The sequence below is a fragment of the Blautia sp. DFI.3.45 genome (assembly GCF_020593505.1).
Lineage (GTDB): Bacteria > Bacillota > Clostridia > Lachnospirales > Lachnospiraceae > Blautia_A > Blautia_A wexlerae.
The window spans coordinates 1-20,498 of sequence record NZ_JAJDMI010000048.1 but is presented as its reverse complement, the minus strand read 5'-3'; the positions used below and the strand labels follow the sequence as shown (position 1 = coordinate 20,498).

Annotated in this window: 16 protein-coding genes; all 16 read left to right on the top strand. The window is 39.0% G+C overall.

Features of this window, described 5'->3' with window-relative positions; all coding sequences use genetic code 11:
• The first annotated feature begins 302 nt into the window (after positions 1–302).
• The 16 genes from LJE09_RS14030 to LJE09_RS13950 all read left to right on the top strand — a co-directional run bounded on the left by LJE09_RS14030 (position 303) and on the right by LJE09_RS13950 (position 20,033).
• Entirely contained in the window at positions 303–1,862 is a 1,560-nt protein-coding gene (locus tag LJE09_RS14030; protein ID WP_119241919.1) for an aminotransferase class I/II-fold pyridoxal phosphate-dependent enzyme, read from the top strand.
• A 787-nt stretch (positions 1,863–2,649) separates the two neighbouring features.
• On the top strand, positions 2,650–3,219 hold the full coding sequence (gene lepB / locus LJE09_RS14025; RefSeq protein ID WP_008708256.1) for a signal peptidase I: 570 nt from the start codon (positions 2,650–2,652) through the stop codon (positions 3,217–3,219).
• A 396-nt stretch (positions 3,220–3,615) separates the two neighbouring features.
• Positions 3,616–6,105 carry a DUF5722 domain-containing protein gene (locus tag LJE09_RS14020; RefSeq protein ID WP_227311474.1) on the top strand — a complete coding sequence of 830 codons (2,490 nt, stop codon included), beginning with the start codon at positions 3,616–3,618 and terminating at the stop codon, positions 6,103–6,105.
• A 188-nt stretch (positions 6,106–6,293) separates the two neighbouring features.
• Positions 6,294–7,802: a S1C family serine protease gene (locus LJE09_RS14015; RefSeq protein ID WP_227311473.1), complete on the top strand. Its 1,509-nt coding sequence runs from the start codon at positions 6,294–6,296 to the stop codon at positions 7,800–7,802.
• Positions 7,803–8,161: 359 nt separating this feature from the next.
• Positions 8,162–8,512: an Hpt domain-containing protein gene (locus LJE09_RS14010; RefSeq protein WP_008708253.1), complete on the top strand. Its 351-nt coding sequence runs from the start codon at positions 8,162–8,164 to the stop codon at positions 8,510–8,512.
• Positions 8,512–9,165, top strand: coding sequence for an HAD family hydrolase (locus LJE09_RS14005; protein WP_227311472.1), 654 nt, complete (start codon positions 8,512–8,514; stop codon positions 9,163–9,165). The genes LJE09_RS14010 and LJE09_RS14005 overlap by 1 nt, the downstream gene beginning before the upstream one ends.
• Positions 9,166–9,601: 436 nt before the next feature.
• Positions 9,602–10,588, top strand: coding sequence for a hypothetical protein (locus tag LJE09_RS13995; protein WP_020993153.1), 987 nt, complete (start codon positions 9,602–9,604; stop codon positions 10,586–10,588).
• Positions 10,589–10,605: 17 nt separating this feature from the next.
• On the top strand, positions 10,606–11,274 hold the full coding sequence (locus tag LJE09_RS13990) for a hypothetical protein (protein WP_227311471.1): 669 nt from the start codon (positions 10,606–10,608) through the stop codon (positions 11,272–11,274).
• A 97-nt stretch (positions 11,275–11,371) separates the two neighbouring features.
• Positions 11,372–12,160 carry a transglutaminase domain-containing protein gene (locus tag LJE09_RS13985; RefSeq protein WP_227311470.1) on the top strand — a complete coding sequence of 263 codons (789 nt, stop codon included), beginning with the start codon at positions 11,372–11,374 and terminating at the stop codon, positions 12,158–12,160.
• Positions 12,161–12,276: 116 nt separating this feature from the next.
• Positions 12,277–13,212, top strand: a complete 936-nt coding sequence (locus tag LJE09_RS13980; RefSeq protein WP_227311469.1) for a hypothetical protein — start codon at positions 12,277–12,279, stop codon at positions 13,210–13,212.
• A gap of 140 nt (positions 13,213–13,352) precedes the next feature.
• On the top strand, positions 13,353–14,864 hold the full coding sequence (locus LJE09_RS13975; RefSeq protein ID WP_227311468.1) for an MBOAT family O-acyltransferase: 1,512 nt from the start codon (positions 13,353–13,355) through the stop codon (positions 14,862–14,864).
• Positions 14,851–15,831, top strand: coding sequence for a hypothetical protein (locus LJE09_RS13970; RefSeq protein WP_227311467.1), 981 nt, complete (start codon positions 14,851–14,853; stop codon positions 15,829–15,831). The genes LJE09_RS13975 and LJE09_RS13970 overlap by 14 nt, the downstream gene beginning before the upstream one ends.
• Before the next feature lie 72 nt (positions 15,832–15,903).
• The gene (locus tag LJE09_RS13965) at positions 15,904–17,424 is read left to right on the top strand and encodes an amino acid adenylation domain-containing protein (RefSeq protein ID WP_227311466.1); all 1,521 of its coding nucleotides are present in this window, start codon (positions 15,904–15,906) and stop codon (positions 17,422–17,424) included.
• Positions 17,421–18,620 (top strand): diaminopimelate decarboxylase family protein, encoded by a 1,200-nt coding sequence (locus LJE09_RS13960; protein WP_118614857.1) that lies wholly within the window; start codon positions 17,421–17,423, stop codon positions 18,618–18,620. The genes LJE09_RS13965 and LJE09_RS13960 overlap by 4 nt, the downstream gene beginning before the upstream one ends.
• 67 nt (positions 18,621–18,687) lie before the next feature.
• Positions 18,688–18,912: an acyl carrier protein gene (locus LJE09_RS13955; RefSeq protein WP_008708237.1), complete on the top strand. Its 225-nt coding sequence runs from the start codon at positions 18,688–18,690 to the stop codon at positions 18,910–18,912.
• A gap of 143 nt (positions 18,913–19,055) precedes the next feature.
• Positions 19,056–20,033 carry a transglutaminase domain-containing protein gene (locus tag LJE09_RS13950; RefSeq protein WP_118614855.1) on the top strand — a complete coding sequence of 326 codons (978 nt, stop codon included), beginning with the start codon at positions 19,056–19,058 and terminating at the stop codon, positions 20,031–20,033.
• Positions 20,034–20,498 lie beyond the last annotated feature (465 nt).

Genomic DNA, 20,498 nt, shown 5'->3' with positions numbered 1-20,498 from the left:
ATAATAAAATTTACCGTTGAATTATTAGTTCAATTATAGTATAATAGCAAAGAAAAAACTTGAAAAAGCTGATAAAATGCGGGATTTAAAAATGAACAGAACATATATTCGCGTATGATGCTGAAAGAAATACATTTGAACTTAATTAATGTTTGTATGTCTGAATGTATTTTGATTCCCGTATAAACAATATAATATATCTGTTCTTTCTATAACATATATGCGAAAGAATTAAGAAATATAACAATAACCATTGATTATAACAATGTAATTTGTTTTTACAGAGAACGGAGATAGTATTTATGAATAATATATTTGCTGAACGATTAAAAAAAGCAATGGAACAGAAGAATATGAAGCAGATCGACCTTGTAAAAAAGGCGGCAGAGAAGGGCGTGAAACTTGGAAAGAGTCATGTGAGCCAGTATCTGAGTGGAAAAACAACTCCCAGATCAGAAATTCTTAATTTTCTGGCGACAACATTAGGAGTAGAAACTGAATGGCTGAAAGGAACCGATGTATCTGTAGACACTTTAAAGAAAGAGACAAATGAGGCAGGAATTCAAATGGAAAATATGAAATTTGATTACAATTATAATAATATGAAAGAAAATACCAGGGAGACAGTTGAGGAAGTACAGGTTCGTGAATTTAAAAAATCATCTAAATTAAATAACGTATTATATGATGTAAGAGGACCGGTTGTAGAAGAAGCTGCACGTATGGAAAACGCAGGAACTCAGGTTTTGAAACTGAATATCGGAAATCCGGCACCATTTGGATTCAGAACACCGGACGAAGTGATTTATGATATGAGACAGCAGCTGACAGAGTGTGAGGGATATTCTCCTGCAAAAGGTTTGTTTTCTGCCAGAAAAGCAATCATGCAGTATGCACAGTTGAAAAAGCTCCCTAATGTATCAATTGAGGATATTTATACAGGAAACGGTGTCAGTGAACTGATTAATCTCTGTATGTCAGCTCTGTTGGATAATGGAGATGAGATTTTGATTCCATCTCCGGATTATCCGTTGTGGACTGCATGTGCAACTTTAGCTGGTGGAAAAGCAGTACATTATATTTGTGATGAGCAGGCAGAATGGTATCCAGATATGGATGATATCAGAAAGAAAATTACCAGCAGAACAAAAGCAATCGTTATTATAAATCCGAATAATCCGACTGGTGCGTTGTATCCGAGAGAGGTATTACAACAGATAGTAGATATTGCCAGAGAACATCATCTGATTATTTTCTCTGATGAAATCTATGACCGTCTTGTAATGGACGGAGCAGAACATATTTCCATTGCTTCAATGGCTCCGGATTTATTCTGTGTAACATTCAGCGGTTTATCCAAATCACATATGATCGCGGGCTTTAGAATCGGATGGATGATTCTCAGTGGCAATAAGGCAGTTGCAAAAGATTATATAGAAGGAATCAAGATGCTTTCTAATATGAGACTTTGTTCTAATGTACCGGCGCAGTCAATTGTTCAGACTGCATTGGGCGGACATCAGAGTGTGGAGAGTTATATTGTTCCTGGTGGACGTATTTATGAGCAGAGAGAATTTATTTATAATGCGCTGACAGATATTCCGGGAATTACTGCTGTGAAACCGAAAGCTGCATTTTATATGTTCCCTAAGATTGATACAAAGAAATTTAATATCGTAAATGATGAGAAATTTGCATTAGATTTATTAAAAGAGAAGAAGATTCTGCTTGTACATGGCGGTGGATTTAACTGGCATCAGCCGGATCACTTCAGAGTGGTTTATTTACCAAGAATAGAAGTATTAAAAGAAGCAGCCGGCAAAATCAGAGATTTTCTGGAATATTACCAGCAGGAAATATAATCTGTCAGTGAGAAATGGGTACTATGTTTCACGTGAAACATAGTACCCATTTCCTGATATTATAAAAACTTTTGGTCAAACGGATAAAATCATCCATTTTGCTACGCAGCTCTACACCGAATAATTGTGCTGCAGTAGATTTGCTTGACTCGGGTCAAGCGGATAAAATCATCCGCTTCGTTACGCAGCTCTACATCGAATAACTGCTTCGCAGTTTATCAGAAGGAGCTTGCACTCCTCCTGATACAAGCAAGTCCCCACCCACTGCTTATTGCTTTTCGCAACCTCCGCAGGGGACTTACTTGATTCGGTTAAATTGTGGAATTACTACAGGAATACAATATGTTTGTTTCACGTGAAACATAATGTGCCGACAAGATTGGCCAAGAATCGTTACTGTTCACTGGTAATATCCCGCGAGGTGTTTTTTGTGAGCGAAGGTCACAGAAAACCCGAGACATACTGCGCGAATTTATGCGATTAGCATAAATTAAGTTTGCGAAGCAAACGATACTCCTTGGGCATTGCACAAGGAGGTTCATATTTCCTGCATCGCGAAGCGTGTTGCTGAGAACGGAGTGAACAGTAACCAAGAATCAAATAGTGACAAAATTTTATAAAAAATTAAGTGGTGAATAACTATCAGATGTGATAAACTATGTTTAATGCGTTATTTGCGAAATAGTTATTATTCTGATAACAGTAAATGAGGTTAGGTTTAAAAGTATTTTGCCCCTGATATCATCAAATGATGCTGTGATATAAATTTCTGGAGGTATGACGAAAAATGGAAAATGAGGAAAAAAACCAGACAGAACAGTCAGACAAAAGCAGGTCTGTGTGGAGGGAGTTGTGGGACTATGCAAAGATTATCATTGCAGTCTTTGTTATAGCGTTTCTGTTGGGACACTTTGTATATATTAATGCACGAGTGCCGTCAGGTTCTATGGAAGAAACAATTATGACAGGTGACAGAGTATTTGGAAATCGTCTGGCATATATAAAAGATGATCCGGAGAGATTTGATATTGTAATATTTAAATATCCGGATGATCCATCTCAGCTTTTTGTAAAACGAGTAATTGGTCTTCCGGGAGAAACAGTAAACATTGTAGATGGAAAAGTGTATATCAATGATTCCGAAGAACCGCTGGATGACAGCTTTTGTCCGGAAACACCGGAAGGAAGCTTTGGACCGTATACAGTTCCGGAGGGATGTTATTTCATGTTAGGAGATAACAGAAACCACAGTATGGATTCCAGATACTGGCAAAATCCGTTTGTAGAGGAAGATGCAATAGAGGCAGAAGTAGCAGTTCGTTACTGGCCGTTAAATAAGATAGGAACTGTAAAATAATCGTGACGGTTCCATATTTTCAAAAGTCAAGCGGATAAAATCATCCGCTTCGCTACGCAGCTCTACACCGAATAACTGCTTCGCAGTTTATCAGAAGGAGCTTGCACTCCTCCTGATACAAGCAAGTCCCCATCCACTACTTATTGCTTTTCGCAACCTCCGCAGGGGACTTACTTGATTTGGTTAAACTGCCGGGTAGTTACAGGCAGTTTGGAAATTTTATAAAAGACTGTTAAAATCAGGAAAATCACATATTAGTGTCCTGATTTTGACAGTCTTTTGTTGTCTGTGGATTTTTCAAATGTTATACTGTAAGACAGGAGGAAAATGAAGAAAATGGAATGCTGGATAGTTACAACAATTCCGTAAAATGTAAAAAGAGAAAGGAAGACGAATATGAAAAAATGGAAAAAGTTTATAGCAATGGGACTGGCGGTATCTATGATAGTTCCGTCTTGTATACCGCAGACATTGTGGGCTTCAGAGTTTTCGGCAGGAAGTGTTGAATCAGCAGCAGATGTTTTTGAAGATGGTGCCGGATATGAGACAGGAAGTGAGTCAGGAAATAAAATATCTGATGAGAATAACAGTGGAGATGAGTTTGGAACAGGAGAGTTAAAAGATCAGGAACCGGAACAGTCGGAGACAGAAGATTCAGTAAATGCCGGACAGAGTGCGGAAGGTTATAACATTCTGCTTTACAGTGATGGTAAACTGGAAAAAACATATGTGATACCCTATGCAGATGCGGATACTGCTAAAGTACCGGAAGCACTGAAGGGAAAGACAGGTTACATTTTTAAAGAGTGGAATACGAAAGAAGATGGAACCGGTGAAACTTATAAACCGGGAGATTCTATTAAGAAACTTCTTGAAACAGCAGATATGGCAAAGCAGGCTCAGGAAACCAGTGAGAGGACAGAAGCCGGAGAAGAAATAAAACCAGAAAAAGATGTGATGCAGGAAGAAAATGATGTGGCACAGACGGACAGAGCATCATGGGAAGAAAAAACTGATAAGGCAGAAATGCAGATATCAGACACAGAAAATGATGGAACAAGTCCGGATATATCTACAGATAAGGCTATTGCAGCAGGAGATACAACAGCAATAACCCTGTATGCAATCTGGGAGAAAGCATCCGAATATAAAATCACATATAAACTTAATAAAGGAAAAAATAATACTGCTAATCCCAAAACTTATACTTCAGAAGATGAGATTAAATTTAAAAAGCCGACGCGTTCCGGATATCATTTTGTGGGATGGTATACAGACAGTAAGTATAAAAATCAGATAAGCGTGATTGAAAAGGGTTCAGAAGGTTCCCTTACTTTATATGCAAAATGGACAAAGGAAATCAGTCCTTCAGCGAAAGCTGCATCACTGGATTATGTAAAAGGAACAAAGGCGAATACCATCACTGTATCCGCAACTGTTTCAAATTATGTGAAAAGTTCGGATGGTTATTACTATCTGGTGTATGTAGATTCTAATTCCGGTAAAGTGAAAAAAACGGTGGGTAAAGTAAAGAAGCCGGAGAAGGCAAAAGGGAAGATCACATTTAAGCTGAACATTTCCGGACATCCGGAATATGCACAGGGAAAATTTGCTATAGGGATAAAAAAATCTAAATCTGCGTATAGTGTGATCAGTCCGAAAAGCTATGTCAGCAATCCGGAGAAACTCAGTACAAATACAGCAGCATATTTTGTTCCGGGGACAAAAAAAGGAATTCAGGCTACAGATATCAACGAGCTGACAGATACAAAATCCAAAACAGTATTTTTTAATTTATATATTTCAGACCTGATGCGAAAAGACAGTGGTGTGGAAACATATAAATATAATGGGAAAACATATCATTTTAATGGTCTGTACGGATATGTATATCTTGTTCAGCAATGTAATGCAAAGGGAATCCAGGTGACTGCACAGATCAGTATTGACAGGAATGCCAGTACGCAGAGCTTTATTACGGGAAACAGTCCTTATGCAGAAACAGCTTATTATGGATGGAACACAGATAACAGCACAACTAGACAGACTATGGAAGCAATGTTTGCATATCTGGGAGAGAAGTTTGGAAAAAATAACTGTTATATAAGTAACTGGATCCTGGGAAATGAAGTAAACAGTGCAAGCGGATATTATTATGTAGGGAATGTCAGTTTTTCAAAATTTATCTCCATGTACAGTGAAGCTTTTCGCTGCCTTTACAATGCAGTGAAAAGCAGCCGGGGAAGTTCCAAAGTATTTATCTGTCTGGATAATTGCTGGAATCAGAAAAATGCCTTTACTATCTGCTATAGTGCAAGATCAACTCTGGAAAGCTTTGCGGCGAAGATTTCTAATATGCAGAAAGATGTGAACTGGAATCTGGCATATCATGCATATAATCAGCCGCTTTCAGATTCACAGTTCTGGTCAGGTGCAAATGCATCCATGTTTACCAGTGATGCGAACACCACCACGTTTATCACTATGCGTAATATCCAGACACTTACAGATTATGTGAAAAACAGATTTGGTTCCAATACAAGGATCATTCTTTCGGAACAGGGATTTTCTTCCACTTATGGAGGACAGGCAAATCAGGCGGCAGCAATTGCACTGGCCTATTATAAGGCTGCCTGCAATCCAATGATTGATGCATTTATTATAAGAAGCTATAAAGATGAAGCCCATGAGGTGGCTCAGGGATTGGCAATGGGATTGAAGGATGCCAATGGGAAAAAGAAAACAGCGTATAATGTCTTTAAAAATATGGATAGTTCCAATTCCCTGAAATATACAGAAAAGGTACTAAAAAGTCAGGTTGGAAACTGGAAATCACTGGTTCCGGGATATAGTACCGGAAAAATTTCCTCCATGTATCGAAAGTGATGTAACTGACAGACAGGACTGATTTTAAAAATTGCTGTCATATTGGAAATGTATAAAATTGTCACAAATTAAACACATTTTTCCCACACAAAGAACACAAATCATTCCTATACTTAGAAGCATCAAAAGGAAACAGAGATAAATAAATGACATAGATAAATGACATAGATTCATGGAGGGACTTTATTATGATGAACAAAGATAACAGAAATGATAAAATCAGAAAGATTGCAAAGAAAGGTCTTACATTCAGCTTATGTGCAGTACTTGCAGGAGGACTGGCAGCAGGAAGCTTTGAGGGAGTAAATAAACTTGCAGGATGGAGCGGAGCCACAACGGTAGAAGCTGCTTCAAATAAGGACGAGACAACCCTGACATATGCAAAATCCGAGAAGAAGGATGCAGATGCCAGTGATTCCAAATCAGATACCGGCAAAGATACAGGCAGCACAGCAAAAGGAAGCCTTGATGTGTCTGAAATCGTATCAGAAGCACTTCCATCTATTGTATCTATTACAACCAAGTCAGTTCAGGAGGTACAGAATTACTTCGGAATGTATGGAATGTATGGATATGCGCCACAGCAGCAGGAACAGGAAGTAGAGGGCAGTGGTTCCGGTATTATTGTTGGTAAGAATGATGATGAACTTCTGATTGCTACAAATTATCATGTAGTAGAAGGTGCGGATACATTGTCAGTTGCATTTACAGATGGAAATGCAGTGGAGGCATCCGTAAAGGGATTTGATGAAGAGAGAGATCTTGCAGTTGTATCTGTATCTCTGGATGATGTTGAAGATGATACAATGGACGCCGTTTCAATTGCGAATATTGGCAGTTCTGATGATCTGAAGGTGGGCGAGCAGGTAGTTGCAATCGGTAATGCTCTTGGATATGGACAGTCTGTTACAACCGGTATTGTAAGTGCCAAGAACCGCAGAATGGATTCTGACAATAACACAGTAACAGATGGAAGTGATGACAGCAGTGACGGTGTAAACCTGATCCAGACAGATGCGGCTATCAACCCTGGTAACAGTGGCGGTGCTCTTCTGAATATGGAAGGCGAGGTTGTTGGTATCAACTCTGCAAAACTTGCTTCTACTGAAGTAGAAGGTATGGGTTATGCAATTGCAATCTCAGACGTGACTGACATTCTTCAGAATCTGATGAATGAGACATCAAGAGATAAACTGGATGATTCTGAACATGGTGTACTTGGAATCAAAGGTTCTTCTGTAAGTTCTGAGGCAGTTCAGATGTATGGCATTCCGGCAGGAGTTTTTGTAAAAAAAGTAACAGAAGGTGGAGCTGCTGATAAAGCAGGTCTGAAAGCAAACAGCGTTATTACTGAATTTAATGGAAAAACTGTTTCAAGTAGTGATCAGCTGATCGAATATCTTTCCTATTATGAACCAGATGAAGAGGTAGAACTGACTGTGCAGGTTCCTCATGGAACAAGTTATAAAGAAGAGACTGTTAAAGTAACTTTGGATGAGAATACAGATGCTGATGACAGTGATGATAACGATAAAGACAGTAAGAAATCTAAAAAGGATTCTAAGAAATCCTCAAAAGATGCTGATGAAGATGTAGACGAAGATACAGACAGTGAGGATAGTATGGACTCCGATGATACAGAGGAAAGTGAGAATCCATTTATCCAGTACTTTGAGAATCAGGGATTTTTCAGATAATACCGGCAGAAAATAAAATTATATGATATCCGGATATAAAATCTGTGATAGTGTGTAGTGATGCGGATGATTTCATCTGCCTGATATCAGCACTTTCATATGTGAGAGAATTACATGTGAAAGTGCTTTATTATGCTATGGGAAACCATTCCATAATATTCTTATAGCATAATAAAGCCCTCCGGGCAAGAATCACACTGCGGCGGGTTGATTATATTATAGTGGTATGTGAACAGTAACAAAGATTCTAAGGTGCTTTTGTGAAAGAGCACTTGAGAACAGCTATATGGCGTGATATAATAATATCATTGCGAAAACGCAGGTTTAACAGTGCAGATGGGGATAAAGAGGAGAAAAATATGACAGTAAAAGAATGTTATGAACAGATGGGTGCAGATTATGAAGGTGTACTTGGAAGACTGAGAAGTGAGGTTCTTATTAAGAAATTTGCAAAGAAATTTCTGGATGATGGAAGTTTCCGGAGTCTGAAGGATAATCTGGCACAAAAAAATGGGGAAGAAGCTTTTCGTGCAGCTCATACCTTAAAAGGTGTATGCCAGAACCTTGGATTTGATAATCTGTATAAGGCAAGCTTTGATATTACAGAGAAGCTCAGAGGAAGAGATACTGAAGGCTGTGAAGAACTTCTGGCAAAAGTGGAAGAGCAGTACAATAATACAGTAGATGCGATTCATATGATGGAAGACTGATGAAGGCAGCGATTTTTGATGTAGATGGAACGCTGCTGGATTCTATGTCTGTGTGGGAGGATATTGGAGAACGTTATCTTGCGAGTCAGAATATCACAGCGGAGAAAAATCTCCGGGCTGCTCTGCACACCATGAGTCTGGAGCAGGGAGCCGCCTGGATGAAAGAAAAATATCAGTTGGATAAGTCCATTTCACAGATTATAGAAGAGGTTCTGAAAATTGTAAGTGATTTTTACCGGTTTGAAGCACCGTTGAAACCAGGAGTGAAGAAAACTCTGGAATGGTTTAAAGAGAGAAATATACAGATGACAGTTGCAACATCTGGAAACCGGGAACTGACAGAAGCAGCACTTGCGAGAAACGGGATTCTGGATTATTTTGAGCAGATTTACACCTGTACAGAAACAGGTGCAGGAAAAGATGAACCGTTGATCTACCTGAAGGCAGCAGAATCTATGCAGGCAGAACCGAATGAGACACTTGTATTTGAGGATGCGCTTCACGCAGCGGAAACTGCAAAAAAAGCAGGATTTGTGGTTGTTGGTGTCTATGATGAAGAAAACAGGAAGAATATTTCCAAAATGAAAGAAGTCTGCGACTGTTACTGTGACAGGATGGATACGGTGATTGAGAATATATGTTTGACAATATAAAGAAGAGGTTTCGTTAAACTTTGGGGTAACGAAACCTCTTCTTTTTAGTAAGTTATCGGTAAATTAGTATCAATGTGTCATTGGCAGATTATTATTAATTTCTTTGATCATAAGAATCTGGTGAAGATCAATGATTCCGTTATGGAAAGTAGCTGCACATACGGACAGGTAAAGATCCCACACAGGACTATGATATATCTTGAAAGGGAGTTAGCGCCAATGGAAGAATTGTACAAAGACAGAGAAAAAAGTGGTGGAATCTTGTGAAAGGTTGATTATAAAAAAATGGAAGTTTTTGTATAAAAGTCGTCGTATTAATTGAAATGAACTCTTCAATATACTATAATTGTAATATAAAATTCAAATGTATTCTGAAGAGTATATTTTAAAAGGAAGGGAGGAAACTTCGAACAAAATTTCTAAGGAGGAATAAACAATGAAGAGGAAAAGATTTACAGCACTGAAGGTTACACTCACAGCGATGATGCTGACGGCAGCACTTACATTTGGAGCAGGAAGTGCTTATGCGGCTGACCTGTCACAGGAGGGTGGAAGTGAGCCGACAGTTACAATAACACCTTCACCGGAGGTAACACCGGAACTGCCATTACCGACATCAACACCGAAACCAACACCAGTGCCTAAAAATGGACTGTTGAAGGAAGGGAAAGTATATCGCTATTACGTAAATAATAAACCAGTTAGAAATAAATGGAAAAAGATCAATGGTAAATACTACTGGTTTAAATCCAATGGAGTTGCAGCTCATGATGGACATTACAAGATTAAAGGAGTTTTTTATCTGTTTAATAAGAATGCACAGAGGATAATTCCGGGTAAGAAATCAATTGTAAAGGTTAATGGTGTAAAGTATTTTGTTGATGCCAAGGGAAGACCTGTTACAGGATGGAATGAGTTTAATGGTAGAATGTACTATGTGCATAAGAACGGTAAATGTGCAACAAATGAAACTATAGGTGGAATAAGATTTAATAAGAACGGATATGCTTCAAATCTGACACAGGCGAGATGCAAGCTTGCGGCAAGGAACTTTATTGCACGTCACAGTAATGCCAATGCAAGTAATTATGAAAAATTCCGTTCCTGCTTTTATTATATTATGGCCTATACAAACTTTGTAGGATACATGGATCCTACACCTCAGGAGTTTAAGACAAAAGATTGGGTTTATAAATATTCCCTTCAGATGTTCCAGAACGGTCTTACAGGAAACTGTTATGGAATTGCCAGCAGTGTGGCTGCAATCGCGAAGGAACTGGGATATGAACCCTATGTTATTACAATTCCGGATGGACACAGCTTTGTTATGATTAACGGGCTCTATTATGATAATATGTACGGAACGTTGTTTGGCGCAGCTACACGTCCTGCATATACAATAGAACATAAAATTAAATTTTAAGAAAAGGAGTATGGAGAATGAAGAAAACAAAGAGATTCCTTGCAGTTGTACTTTGTATGCTTCTTATGCTGACACCGTTGGCTGTTGTAGCAGAAACAGTGACAGTACAGGCAGCAGAGTCGCAGACGGTTAAGGTAAAACTGGACAAAAAGACAGGAAAGAGATATGGATATGATGAGAATAACCAGAAAGTCACTCAGCAGTGGGGAGTAACAGCAAAGGGTTTCCGTTATTATTTCGGAAAAAACGGAGCTGCTTATCAGGCTGATCAGGATATGGTTGGTAAGTATGGTATTCTGATGAAGAAGATTAATGGTAAGTACTATGGGTTTGATGTAAGTGGTCACACAGTAAAGGGAATACGTGTAGGAAGTGTCAGCATGTATGAGATTCCGAAGCTGTATTACTTTAATCCAAAAACAGGAGCTGTAGATAAAAAGAAGACGTCTTTATACAGAAAATATGCGGCAACATCTACTCTGGCAAAACAGAACAATGCGTCAAATATTAAGAAGGTTCTGGGAAAATATAAAAAGTGTACAATAAGTAAAGGCAATACCTGTATGCTTGATGGAAACGGCAAGGATGTCACCTACACATACGATTATGTACAGTTAAATGTTGTGCGTCCTACAGGAAAAGGAAGCAGCGCAGAAGTTGTTGCGAGTATCACGGTAAGACGATAATTATCCAGGTTAATCGGTTGCTTCGGCTGTGAAAAATTATAAAGCAGCTGAAGCAATTTGCAGATAGTAAGTTAACAAAAAAGAAAGGAACAGAGTTATGAACAGGAAAAAAATCACAGCATTATTACTTAGCTCAGTAATGGCATTTACACCTGCCATGCCGGCTATGGCAGAACAGTCAACGATCATTGATTATGTGGATGGAACAACTGATAGTACAGTTGAGACACCAGATGTAACTCCGACACCACTTCCGGAGAAGAAGGAAGGATGGGAAACTGTTGATGGAGTTAAATATTATTATGTAAATGGTGAGAAAATTACAAACAAGGTAGAGAAGATCGGTAAATATACGTATTGTTTTGATAAAACCGGAAAACTTGTGACTAATAAACCGTATTATAAGGTTAATGCAAAGACTTATTATAAGATTAAAAAGAATGGACAGGCAACAAAGCTGTCAGCAGTAGAAACTATGGCTGCAGTCCGACTTCAGAAGTGTAAAGGAAATCTGAAGAAGGCATTCAACTGGTCTGTTTCTCTGCAGTATGCAGGCAATGTAAAGGTTTCTAAAAAAACACCTACAGAATATGGTTTATATGGATTTAAAACAGGCAGTGGCGATTGTTATGTAATGGCAGCTACTTTCTACTGGATGGCTAAAGTCGCAGGATATGATGCTCATTATGTAAAAGGATATTTCCAGAAATCCGGTGGTAAGAGGGGAGCACATGCGTGGGTTGAAATCGATCAGAAGGTGAAGGGTAAAAAGAAAACTTATGTGTATGATCCGAATTTCCAGAAGGAATACAAACTGAATGGTTATAAACTTACATATGGTGCGAAACGTACTCTGAAATATGTAAATTATAAGAGAGTTAACTAAGCATTGAAATGTTTTTGACTTTGGTTACGAGCAAGTAACGAAGTGAATGATTTTATCTGTTTAACAGTAAGGCAAAAAAAGAACTATAAAGAATGAACAGAAAGGATTTAAAGACAATGAAGAAAAAAGTTGTAACAGCATTTATGATGGCAGCACTTGGAAGCAGTCTTGTATTCAGTCAGGCAGCGATGGCAGCAGATACTACAGCAAAAACAGAAACTTCAGAAGATGCGGATAAGGATGCCACAGAATCTGAAGATAAAGATGTAGCAGAAGATGCAGATAAAGCTGATGAAGAGAAAGAAGATTTAAGGACAATTGGTGAGAAACCGGAAGAGGACACAGAGGGTGTTTTTTCTGTAAAATTGAAAAATCTTACAGGTAAAGTTATCACAGGTGTTACTGTTAAGAATGAAAAAGACGAAGAATATCCGGATAATTTCCTGAAAGAAGAAGATAAGTTCGAAGCAGATGAGGAAAGAGTTCTCTGGTTTGATCCGAGTGCTAAAGATAAAGCAGATGAGGAAAACAAGGATTCTTCAAATGATACAAAAGAGACCACAGATACTGAAGAAACAAAAACAGAAGATGCCAAAACAGATGAAAAAGCAGAAGGCGAAGATAAGGATGATGCTGAGAAGGAAATCCCGAAATATAATATTCAGTTAACTTTCGAGGATGGAACAACTGCTGAGATCCACACTTTCCCATTTGGCGATACAGAGGGAGCAGAACTTCATCTGGAAGGTGAAGTAGCATATCTGGTATTTGACAGTATCAGCCAGAAGAAAGAATATAATACTCTGGAAACAGAGAAAGCATTAGCTCCGAAGCCAACTGAGGCAGCTACACAGGCAGCTTCTGAAACAACTCAGAGTTATGATAACAGTAGTGACTATGATTACAGCAATGATTATGATTACAGCAATGACTATGATTACAGTAATGATTATGATTATGGTAATGATGATTCCGGTGATTATGATGGTTCTGATGATGGTGGTTCTGATGACGGTGGAGACGGATGTCTGGATGATGGGTTATTAAATTAATCAGATTCAGCAGTTGTAAAAGGAAAATGCATTAAAAAGTATAATAAAACAGGGCACTGCATTATCTGAGGGAATAACATAGTGCAGTGCCCTTATTATAAGTACAACTGAAGAATTGTACATATTTAGGGAGAAAGATCATGTCATTAGTTTCAAACTTGTTTTTACTGTTTGTGGCGGTGAGTGTGCTTGTTTATTATATTGTGCCGCACAAATTTCAGTGGCTGGTTTTGTTATGTTTCAGCTATATATATTATCTGGCAGGTGGCGTCCGTTACGTGGGCTTTATCCTGTTTTCCACATTGGTTACCTGGGGGATTGCACTTGCAGTTGAAAAGGCAGAGGCAGGTGGAAGTCACAAAAGTGCAAGAAATTTTCTGGTGCTTGGATTAATATTGAATTTTGGTATGCTTGGAGTGATAAAGTATACAAATTTTATGATTGAGAACCTTAATGCTTTGTTTCATATGAATTTAAGAGGAATGGGAATCCTGCTTCCATTGGGAATATCGTTTTACACTTTCCAATCTTCCGGATATCTTCTGGATGTGTACTGGAAGAGATGTGATGCGGAGAGGAATCCTGTAAAATATGCATTGTTTGTTTCTTTCTTTCCACAGATTCTGCAGGGACCAATCGGAAGATACAGTCGTTTGGCACATCAGCTTTATGAACCTCATAAATTCGAAGGTAAGAATATTACCAGAGGCTTTGAGCGCATTCTCTGGGGATTTTTTAAGAAGATGATCCTGGCGGACTGGGCAGCAGTGTTTGTAGATGCGATTTTCGACAATCCGGATCAGTACAGCGGACTGGCAATCTTTGGTGTATTATTTTACACAGTTCAGCTATATGCAGATTTTTCCGGTGGTATGGATGTGGTAATTGGTATTGCGTCTATGTTTGGAATTGAGCTGGATGAGAACTTCAAGCGTCCGTTCTTCTCCATTTCCATTACAGATTTCTGGCACCGCTGGCACATTACTCTTGGTACCTGGATGAAGGATTATGTGTTCTATCCTGTGACATTATCCAAGTGGATGGGAAAATTTGGCAAATGGGGCAAGAAGGTATTTGGCAAAAAGACCGGACGTACATTACCAATCTGTCTGGCGAATCTGATCGTATTCTTCGTTGTTGGTGTATGGCATGGTGCTGCCTGGAAGTACATTGTATACGGTATGTACAATGGTATTATTATTGCTTTCAGCGGACTTATGGCAGAGCATTACAGAAACTGGAAAAAGAAATTCAACATCACTGGAAAAGAGAACTGGTATCATGTATTTATGATCATCCGTACTTTTATCCTTGTAAATATCAGCTGGTTTTTTGACAGAGCGGACACAGTAGGACAGGCTTTTCATATGATGAAGCTTTCTGTCACAAAGTTTGCACCGTCACAGTTACTGCTGATCCCGGCCGGTAAAGAAGGAACTGCTTTTACCCCTTATGCGCTGGCAATCCTGGCAGCAGGCTGCATCATTCTGTTTATTGTAAGTGTCCTTCAGGAACGTGGCATGAAGATAAGAGAATCACTTGCAGGACTGAGTCTGCCAATTACTGTAGCAATTTATTTTTGTCTGCTGGCATCCATCGGATTCTTTGGATCAACAGCAGTAGCGAGAGGATTTATTTATGCACAATTTTAAGAAAGTTTTAAAAACGTTCCTGGTATTGGTCGTGTGTGTGGCTCTTTTGGCAGCACTTGACCTGGCACTTTATCCATGTACATTTATGAGAAATGATGTGCATGCAGTTGTGACACAGCAGTTTGATGACATTATCGTGGGAACTTCCCATGGAAAGATGGATATTGATCCGGAGGTGATGCAGGAAGTTACCGGACGCAGTGGACATAATCTTTGCGTTGGCGGCGAGTATGGAATCGATGCGTATTATCTGACTAAACTGATCAAAGAGAAACAGAATCCGAAGAGAATTATCTATGAGGTTGACCCGGGATATTTTGTATCTGAAAAGGAAGAAGGAAATAACTACCTGCTTTTTTATCATGAGTTTCCATTTTCAAAAGCAAAGGTAGAATATTTCTGGAATTCTATTGCGAAATGTAATTTCCGTACTGTGCTTTTCCCATGGTATGAATATTCTCTCAGCTATGAATTGCCGAAAGTCAAAGATACATTTACTCAGAAAGTAACGGGTGATTATGACGTATCTCATCTGAAGAGTGATTCTCAGGAATATCATGAAAGTGGATTTATTGAGAGATATCCGGTGGATGTGACAAAGCTTAAGAAATCAGAACCTAAGCTCTATGAAGAGGGTAAGGTAAACGAAGAGAACATGGAATATCTGAAGAAGCTGATCACATTCTGCAAGGAAAATGATATAGAGTTTGTTGCAGTAACTACGCCAATTCCAATAAATACTCTGAAGGATTACAGTGACAGTTATAATGCAGCATGGAAATATTTCGGGCAGTTCTTTGAAGAGCAGAGTGTAGAGTATCTTAATTTTAATACACAGTATTTTAAGGCATTTACACATGACCTGAAAGCATATACAGATTATGACGGACATATGAATGGAGATGCCGCAAAAGAATATTCTGAAGTGCTGGCACAGGTGTTGGAGAGTGCCGGACAGAGGAAGTAATTTCAAGGCTGCAAAAAGACAGTAATAAATCAATATAAAAACCTTGTGAAGTACAGAGGGGAGGAATTACATATGAAGACAAGTATTCTGGAATATCTTGAAGAATCCGCACGGAAATATCCGGATAAGACAGCTTTTGCAGATGAACATACATCCTGCACATTTAAAGAACTGGAGCAGACTGCACGCAGAACAGGAACTGCACTTGCGAAACATTTCACATCGAGAAATCCGGTGCCTGTATTTATGGAGAAGAGCGTAGAAACCATCGGGGTTTTCATGGGCGCTGTTTATGCAGGATGCTTTTATGTACTGATGGATACAAAACAGCCGGCGAGCAGACTTCAGCAGATCCTTGGAATTCTGGACAGTGATGTGATCGTTACATCTGAGAAATATCTGAAGGATTTGGAGAAGCTGGAGTTCAAAGGAAAGGTTCTGATGGCTCCGGATCTTGCAGCTGAGCAGGAGAATGAAGCTGTGCTGAATGAGATCAGAGAACAGGCATTGGATGTGGATCCGCTGTATGGAATTTTTACTTCCGGGTCAACAGGAGTTCCCAAGGGAGTTGTGGTAGGTCATCGTTCAGTGCTTGATTTTATTGATTGTTTTACAGAGCTTTTTGATATTACAGATAAAGATGTGATGGGAAATCAGGCACCCTGGGATTTTGATGTATCTGTTAAAGATATTTATTCCGGACTGAAGACAGGAGCAACTGTCCAGATTATTCCGAAGCAGCTATTCTCTTTCCCGATGAAGTTGATTGACTATCTGATCGAGAGGGAAGTGACCACGCTGGTGTGGGCGGTATCTGCGCTGTGTATTATCTCAACTTTGAACGGATTTGAATATAAAGTTCCGGATAAGATTAAGAAGATTCTTTTCTCAGGAGAGGCTATGCCTGTGAAACATCTGAATATCTGGAGAAAATATCTGCCGGATGTTATGTATGTAAATATTTATGGACCAACTGAGATCACATGTAATTGTACGTATTATATTGTAGACAGGGAGTTCCAGCCTGGAGATGTACTTCCTATGGGCAAGGCATTTCCAAATGAAAAAGTATTCCTTCTGGATGAAGAAGACAAGCTGATCACAGAGAAAAATAAAAATGGTGAACTCTGCGTAACAGGAAGTGCACTTGCACTGGGATATTACAAAAACAGAGAACAGACTGCGAAGGCCTTTGTTCAGAATCCACTGAATGACAGATATCTGGAGCCAATGTACAGAACCGGTGATCTTGCTTATTATAATGAACGTGGTGAGTTGTGCTTTGCAACACGTAAGGATTTCCAGATTAAGCATATGGGACATCGTATTGAGCTTGGAGAAATCGAGGCTGCTATGGATAAGGTTCCGGAGATTGTGAGAAGCTGCTGTATTTTTGATACAGTTAAGAGCAAGATCGTAGCTTTTTATGAAGGAGATATCGAGAGAAGACCGCTGGCAAAAGCGTTGGGGCAGTATGTACCTGCTTTTATGGTTCCGAATGTATTCCGCCAGGTGGAGAGCATGCCTCTTACAAAGAATGGAAAGATTGACAGAAAAGCTCTTACAGCTATGTATCAGGAGGAAAAGAAATGAGTTCCTATGGATTTATAAAAGAACTGATCGAGAAAGAACATACTCCAACTCCAGCTTATGTTTTTGACCTGGATAAGATGAAGGAATTTGTAAAAAAAGTGCAGAGCTGTCTTGGAGAGAGCGCACAGTTATGTTATGCTATGAAAGCAAACCCTTTTCTTACAGGACCCATGATGGATGTAGTTCCGACATTTGAAGTGTGCTCACCGGGTGAATTTCGAATTTGTGAACGTGTTGGTGTGCCGATGGAGAGAATTGTTCTTTCGGGTGTGTATAAGAACCCTGAAGATATGGAATATGTACTTTCTACATATGGCGGAAAGGGCGTATATACTGTAGAGTCTTTGCAGCATTTACAGATTCTGAATGATACTGCAGTGAGACTTGGCATGAAGATTACGGTGCTGATCCGCGTGACAAGCGGAAATCAGTTTGGCGTAGATGAAGCAGATATCAGGAAAATCATTTCTGACAGAACAGATTATCCGGGGGTTGAGATAGATGGACTTCAGTTCTATTCCGGAACTCAGAAGAAAGATCTCAGTCAGATGAAAACAGAGCTGGAGCATCTGGATGAATTTATCGGGGAGCTGAAATCTGAGAGTGGATTTGAAGCACAGGTGCTTGAGTATGGTCCGGGATTTTTTGTCCCATATTTTAAGAAGGATAAGAGCGAGGACGTGGAGAATATTCTGAGTGAGTTCAGAGCACTTCTGGAAAGTCTTAATTTCAAGGGTAAGGTTGTTCTTGAGATGGGAAGATTTCTGGCAGCAGCCTGTGGATATTATGTGACATCAATCGTGGATATGAAGGTGAATAAAGAACAGCCGTATGTGATCATGGACGGTGGTATCAATCATCTGAATTATTATGGACAGGCGATGGCAATGAAACAGCCGTACTGTACACAGTTTGATACAGAAGGAAATGAGAAGACAGGGGGAGAAGAAGAATCCTGGAATCTTTGCGGTGCACTCTGCACGGTCAGCGATGTGGTCGTAAAGCGATTTCCACTTCACAAACCGCAGCTTCATGATATACTGGTATTTGAACGGGTAGGTGCTTATTCCGTTACAGAAGGAATCTATTTATTCCTAAGCCGTCCTCTTCCGAGAATCTATTTCTGGACAGAGGGAGAGGGACTGCGCATGGTGCGGGATGGTGTACATACAGATCTTTTAAATTCAGAGAAATAAAAGACCATGGCAATACCGAAAAATAATGGAATTGCTGAAAAAACAAAAAATAAGGAGATATGAAAAAATGGAAGAATTAATTGAATTACTGGAAGAGATCCAGCCGGATGCAGATTTTGAAAACTGTGATACTTTGATTGACGATGGAATTCTTGATTCCTTTGCAATCCTGTCTATTGTAAGTGAACTGCAGGATACTTATGACATTACTATCACTCCGGCAGATATTATCCCGGAGAATTTTAACTCTGCAAAAGCACTGTGGGATATGGTGTGCAGACTGAAAGGTTGATTTATACAAAGCAGACAACTGGAATTATAATCCGGTTGTCTGCTTTTCAGTTGAGAGATCAGAAATATTATGTCATGGAAAATGAAGTGAATAGTAATAATATGGTATATAATTGACAAAGTGATATGAGGTCGTGAAAAAACATGAAGAAGATAAAAATATTATTAGGTATAGCGATGGTTGTCAGTGTATTAACAATTCCTGTACATGGCGCTGAGGGAGATACAGCAATACCAGTCATATCAGAGATTCCTCAAATAACACCAGTGGAAACGCCAGTGCGAGAATTGCATGTGGAAGGAAATAAAATATTTTATTACTATAAAGGGAAAATGGTAAGAAATAAATGGAAACGATATGAGGGATATAAATATTATTTTGGTGAAGATGGATATGCATGTATAGGTGGCAGTAAGATTGGAAATAAAGCATATGTTTTTGATGAGAATGGACATCTTTTGGAAAATCAGAAGGGAAAGATGCGGACTGTTCTGAATAAAAAGTATTGTATCGCTTCAGATAATGGTCAACCGAAAACAGGATATTTTATTTATCATAATGATTTATATTATGCGGATTCTAAAGGAAGATGTTATCAGAATCGTACACGGGAAGATGGACAGTTATATTTTACATCAAGTGGAAAAGCGCGAAAGGATACAAATGCATTGTTGAAGATGCGGGTAATGAATTTGGTTTCCAGACTTACAACTTCTGAAATGAGTAAAAATCAGAAATTACATGTCTGTTGGGAATACATTGTAGATGACGCCGGTTTTCAGTATGGTGGATCAGATCCTGATTTAAAAAAAGCAGGATGGTGCAGAAAGACAGCTTTGTCGATGCTTAATACCAAAGTTGGAAATTGCTATGGATTTGCCAGCACATTGGCAGCATTTGCAAAAGAACTGGGATATAAAAAGATAGAATTAATTGATGGCAGAACACCGGGAACCAGAGATCATGCGCCGGATGGATTTACGGGGCATTGTTGGGTAAGGATTGATAATAGATATTATGATCCGGAAGCTGACTGGGCTGGCTGGATGACGGGGGTGTATGGATATAACTCATATCCGATTAGACATTATGTTAAAAAGATATATAATTTCATGAGATAGAGGGGAAGAAGAGCTAAGCCCCGCAAGATCAGCTAAAAGCATTTACCGATCTTGCGGGGCTTAGATTTTCTAAAGATCCTGCAAATGTCGCTCGATAGGAATTATTGGGCTTTGCTGGCAATTGGCTGTGACTGGGCGGCTGAGGGATGGAATCCAGGTGTCAGATGGGATGAATGTCTGATGTGGACTGGGTGGATCCTGGAGTGTGTTTGAAACACACTCTAAGGTGGAAATAAAAAAGTTTGTCAAATTATGAAATTAACTGTTGACAGGGTGAACTTTCAGTGTTATATTAGTTGAGCTGTCGGAAATAATTGTTTCTTAGAAAGAGACAATTTAAAGTGATTTCTGAAAGAAAAAAGAAATTAAAAAAAGTGCTTGACAACTTAAAACAAATATGTTAAAGTAATCAAGTCGCTTGAACAGAGCCGACAATCACAGATCAGAAGAACAGTTCCGAAATCC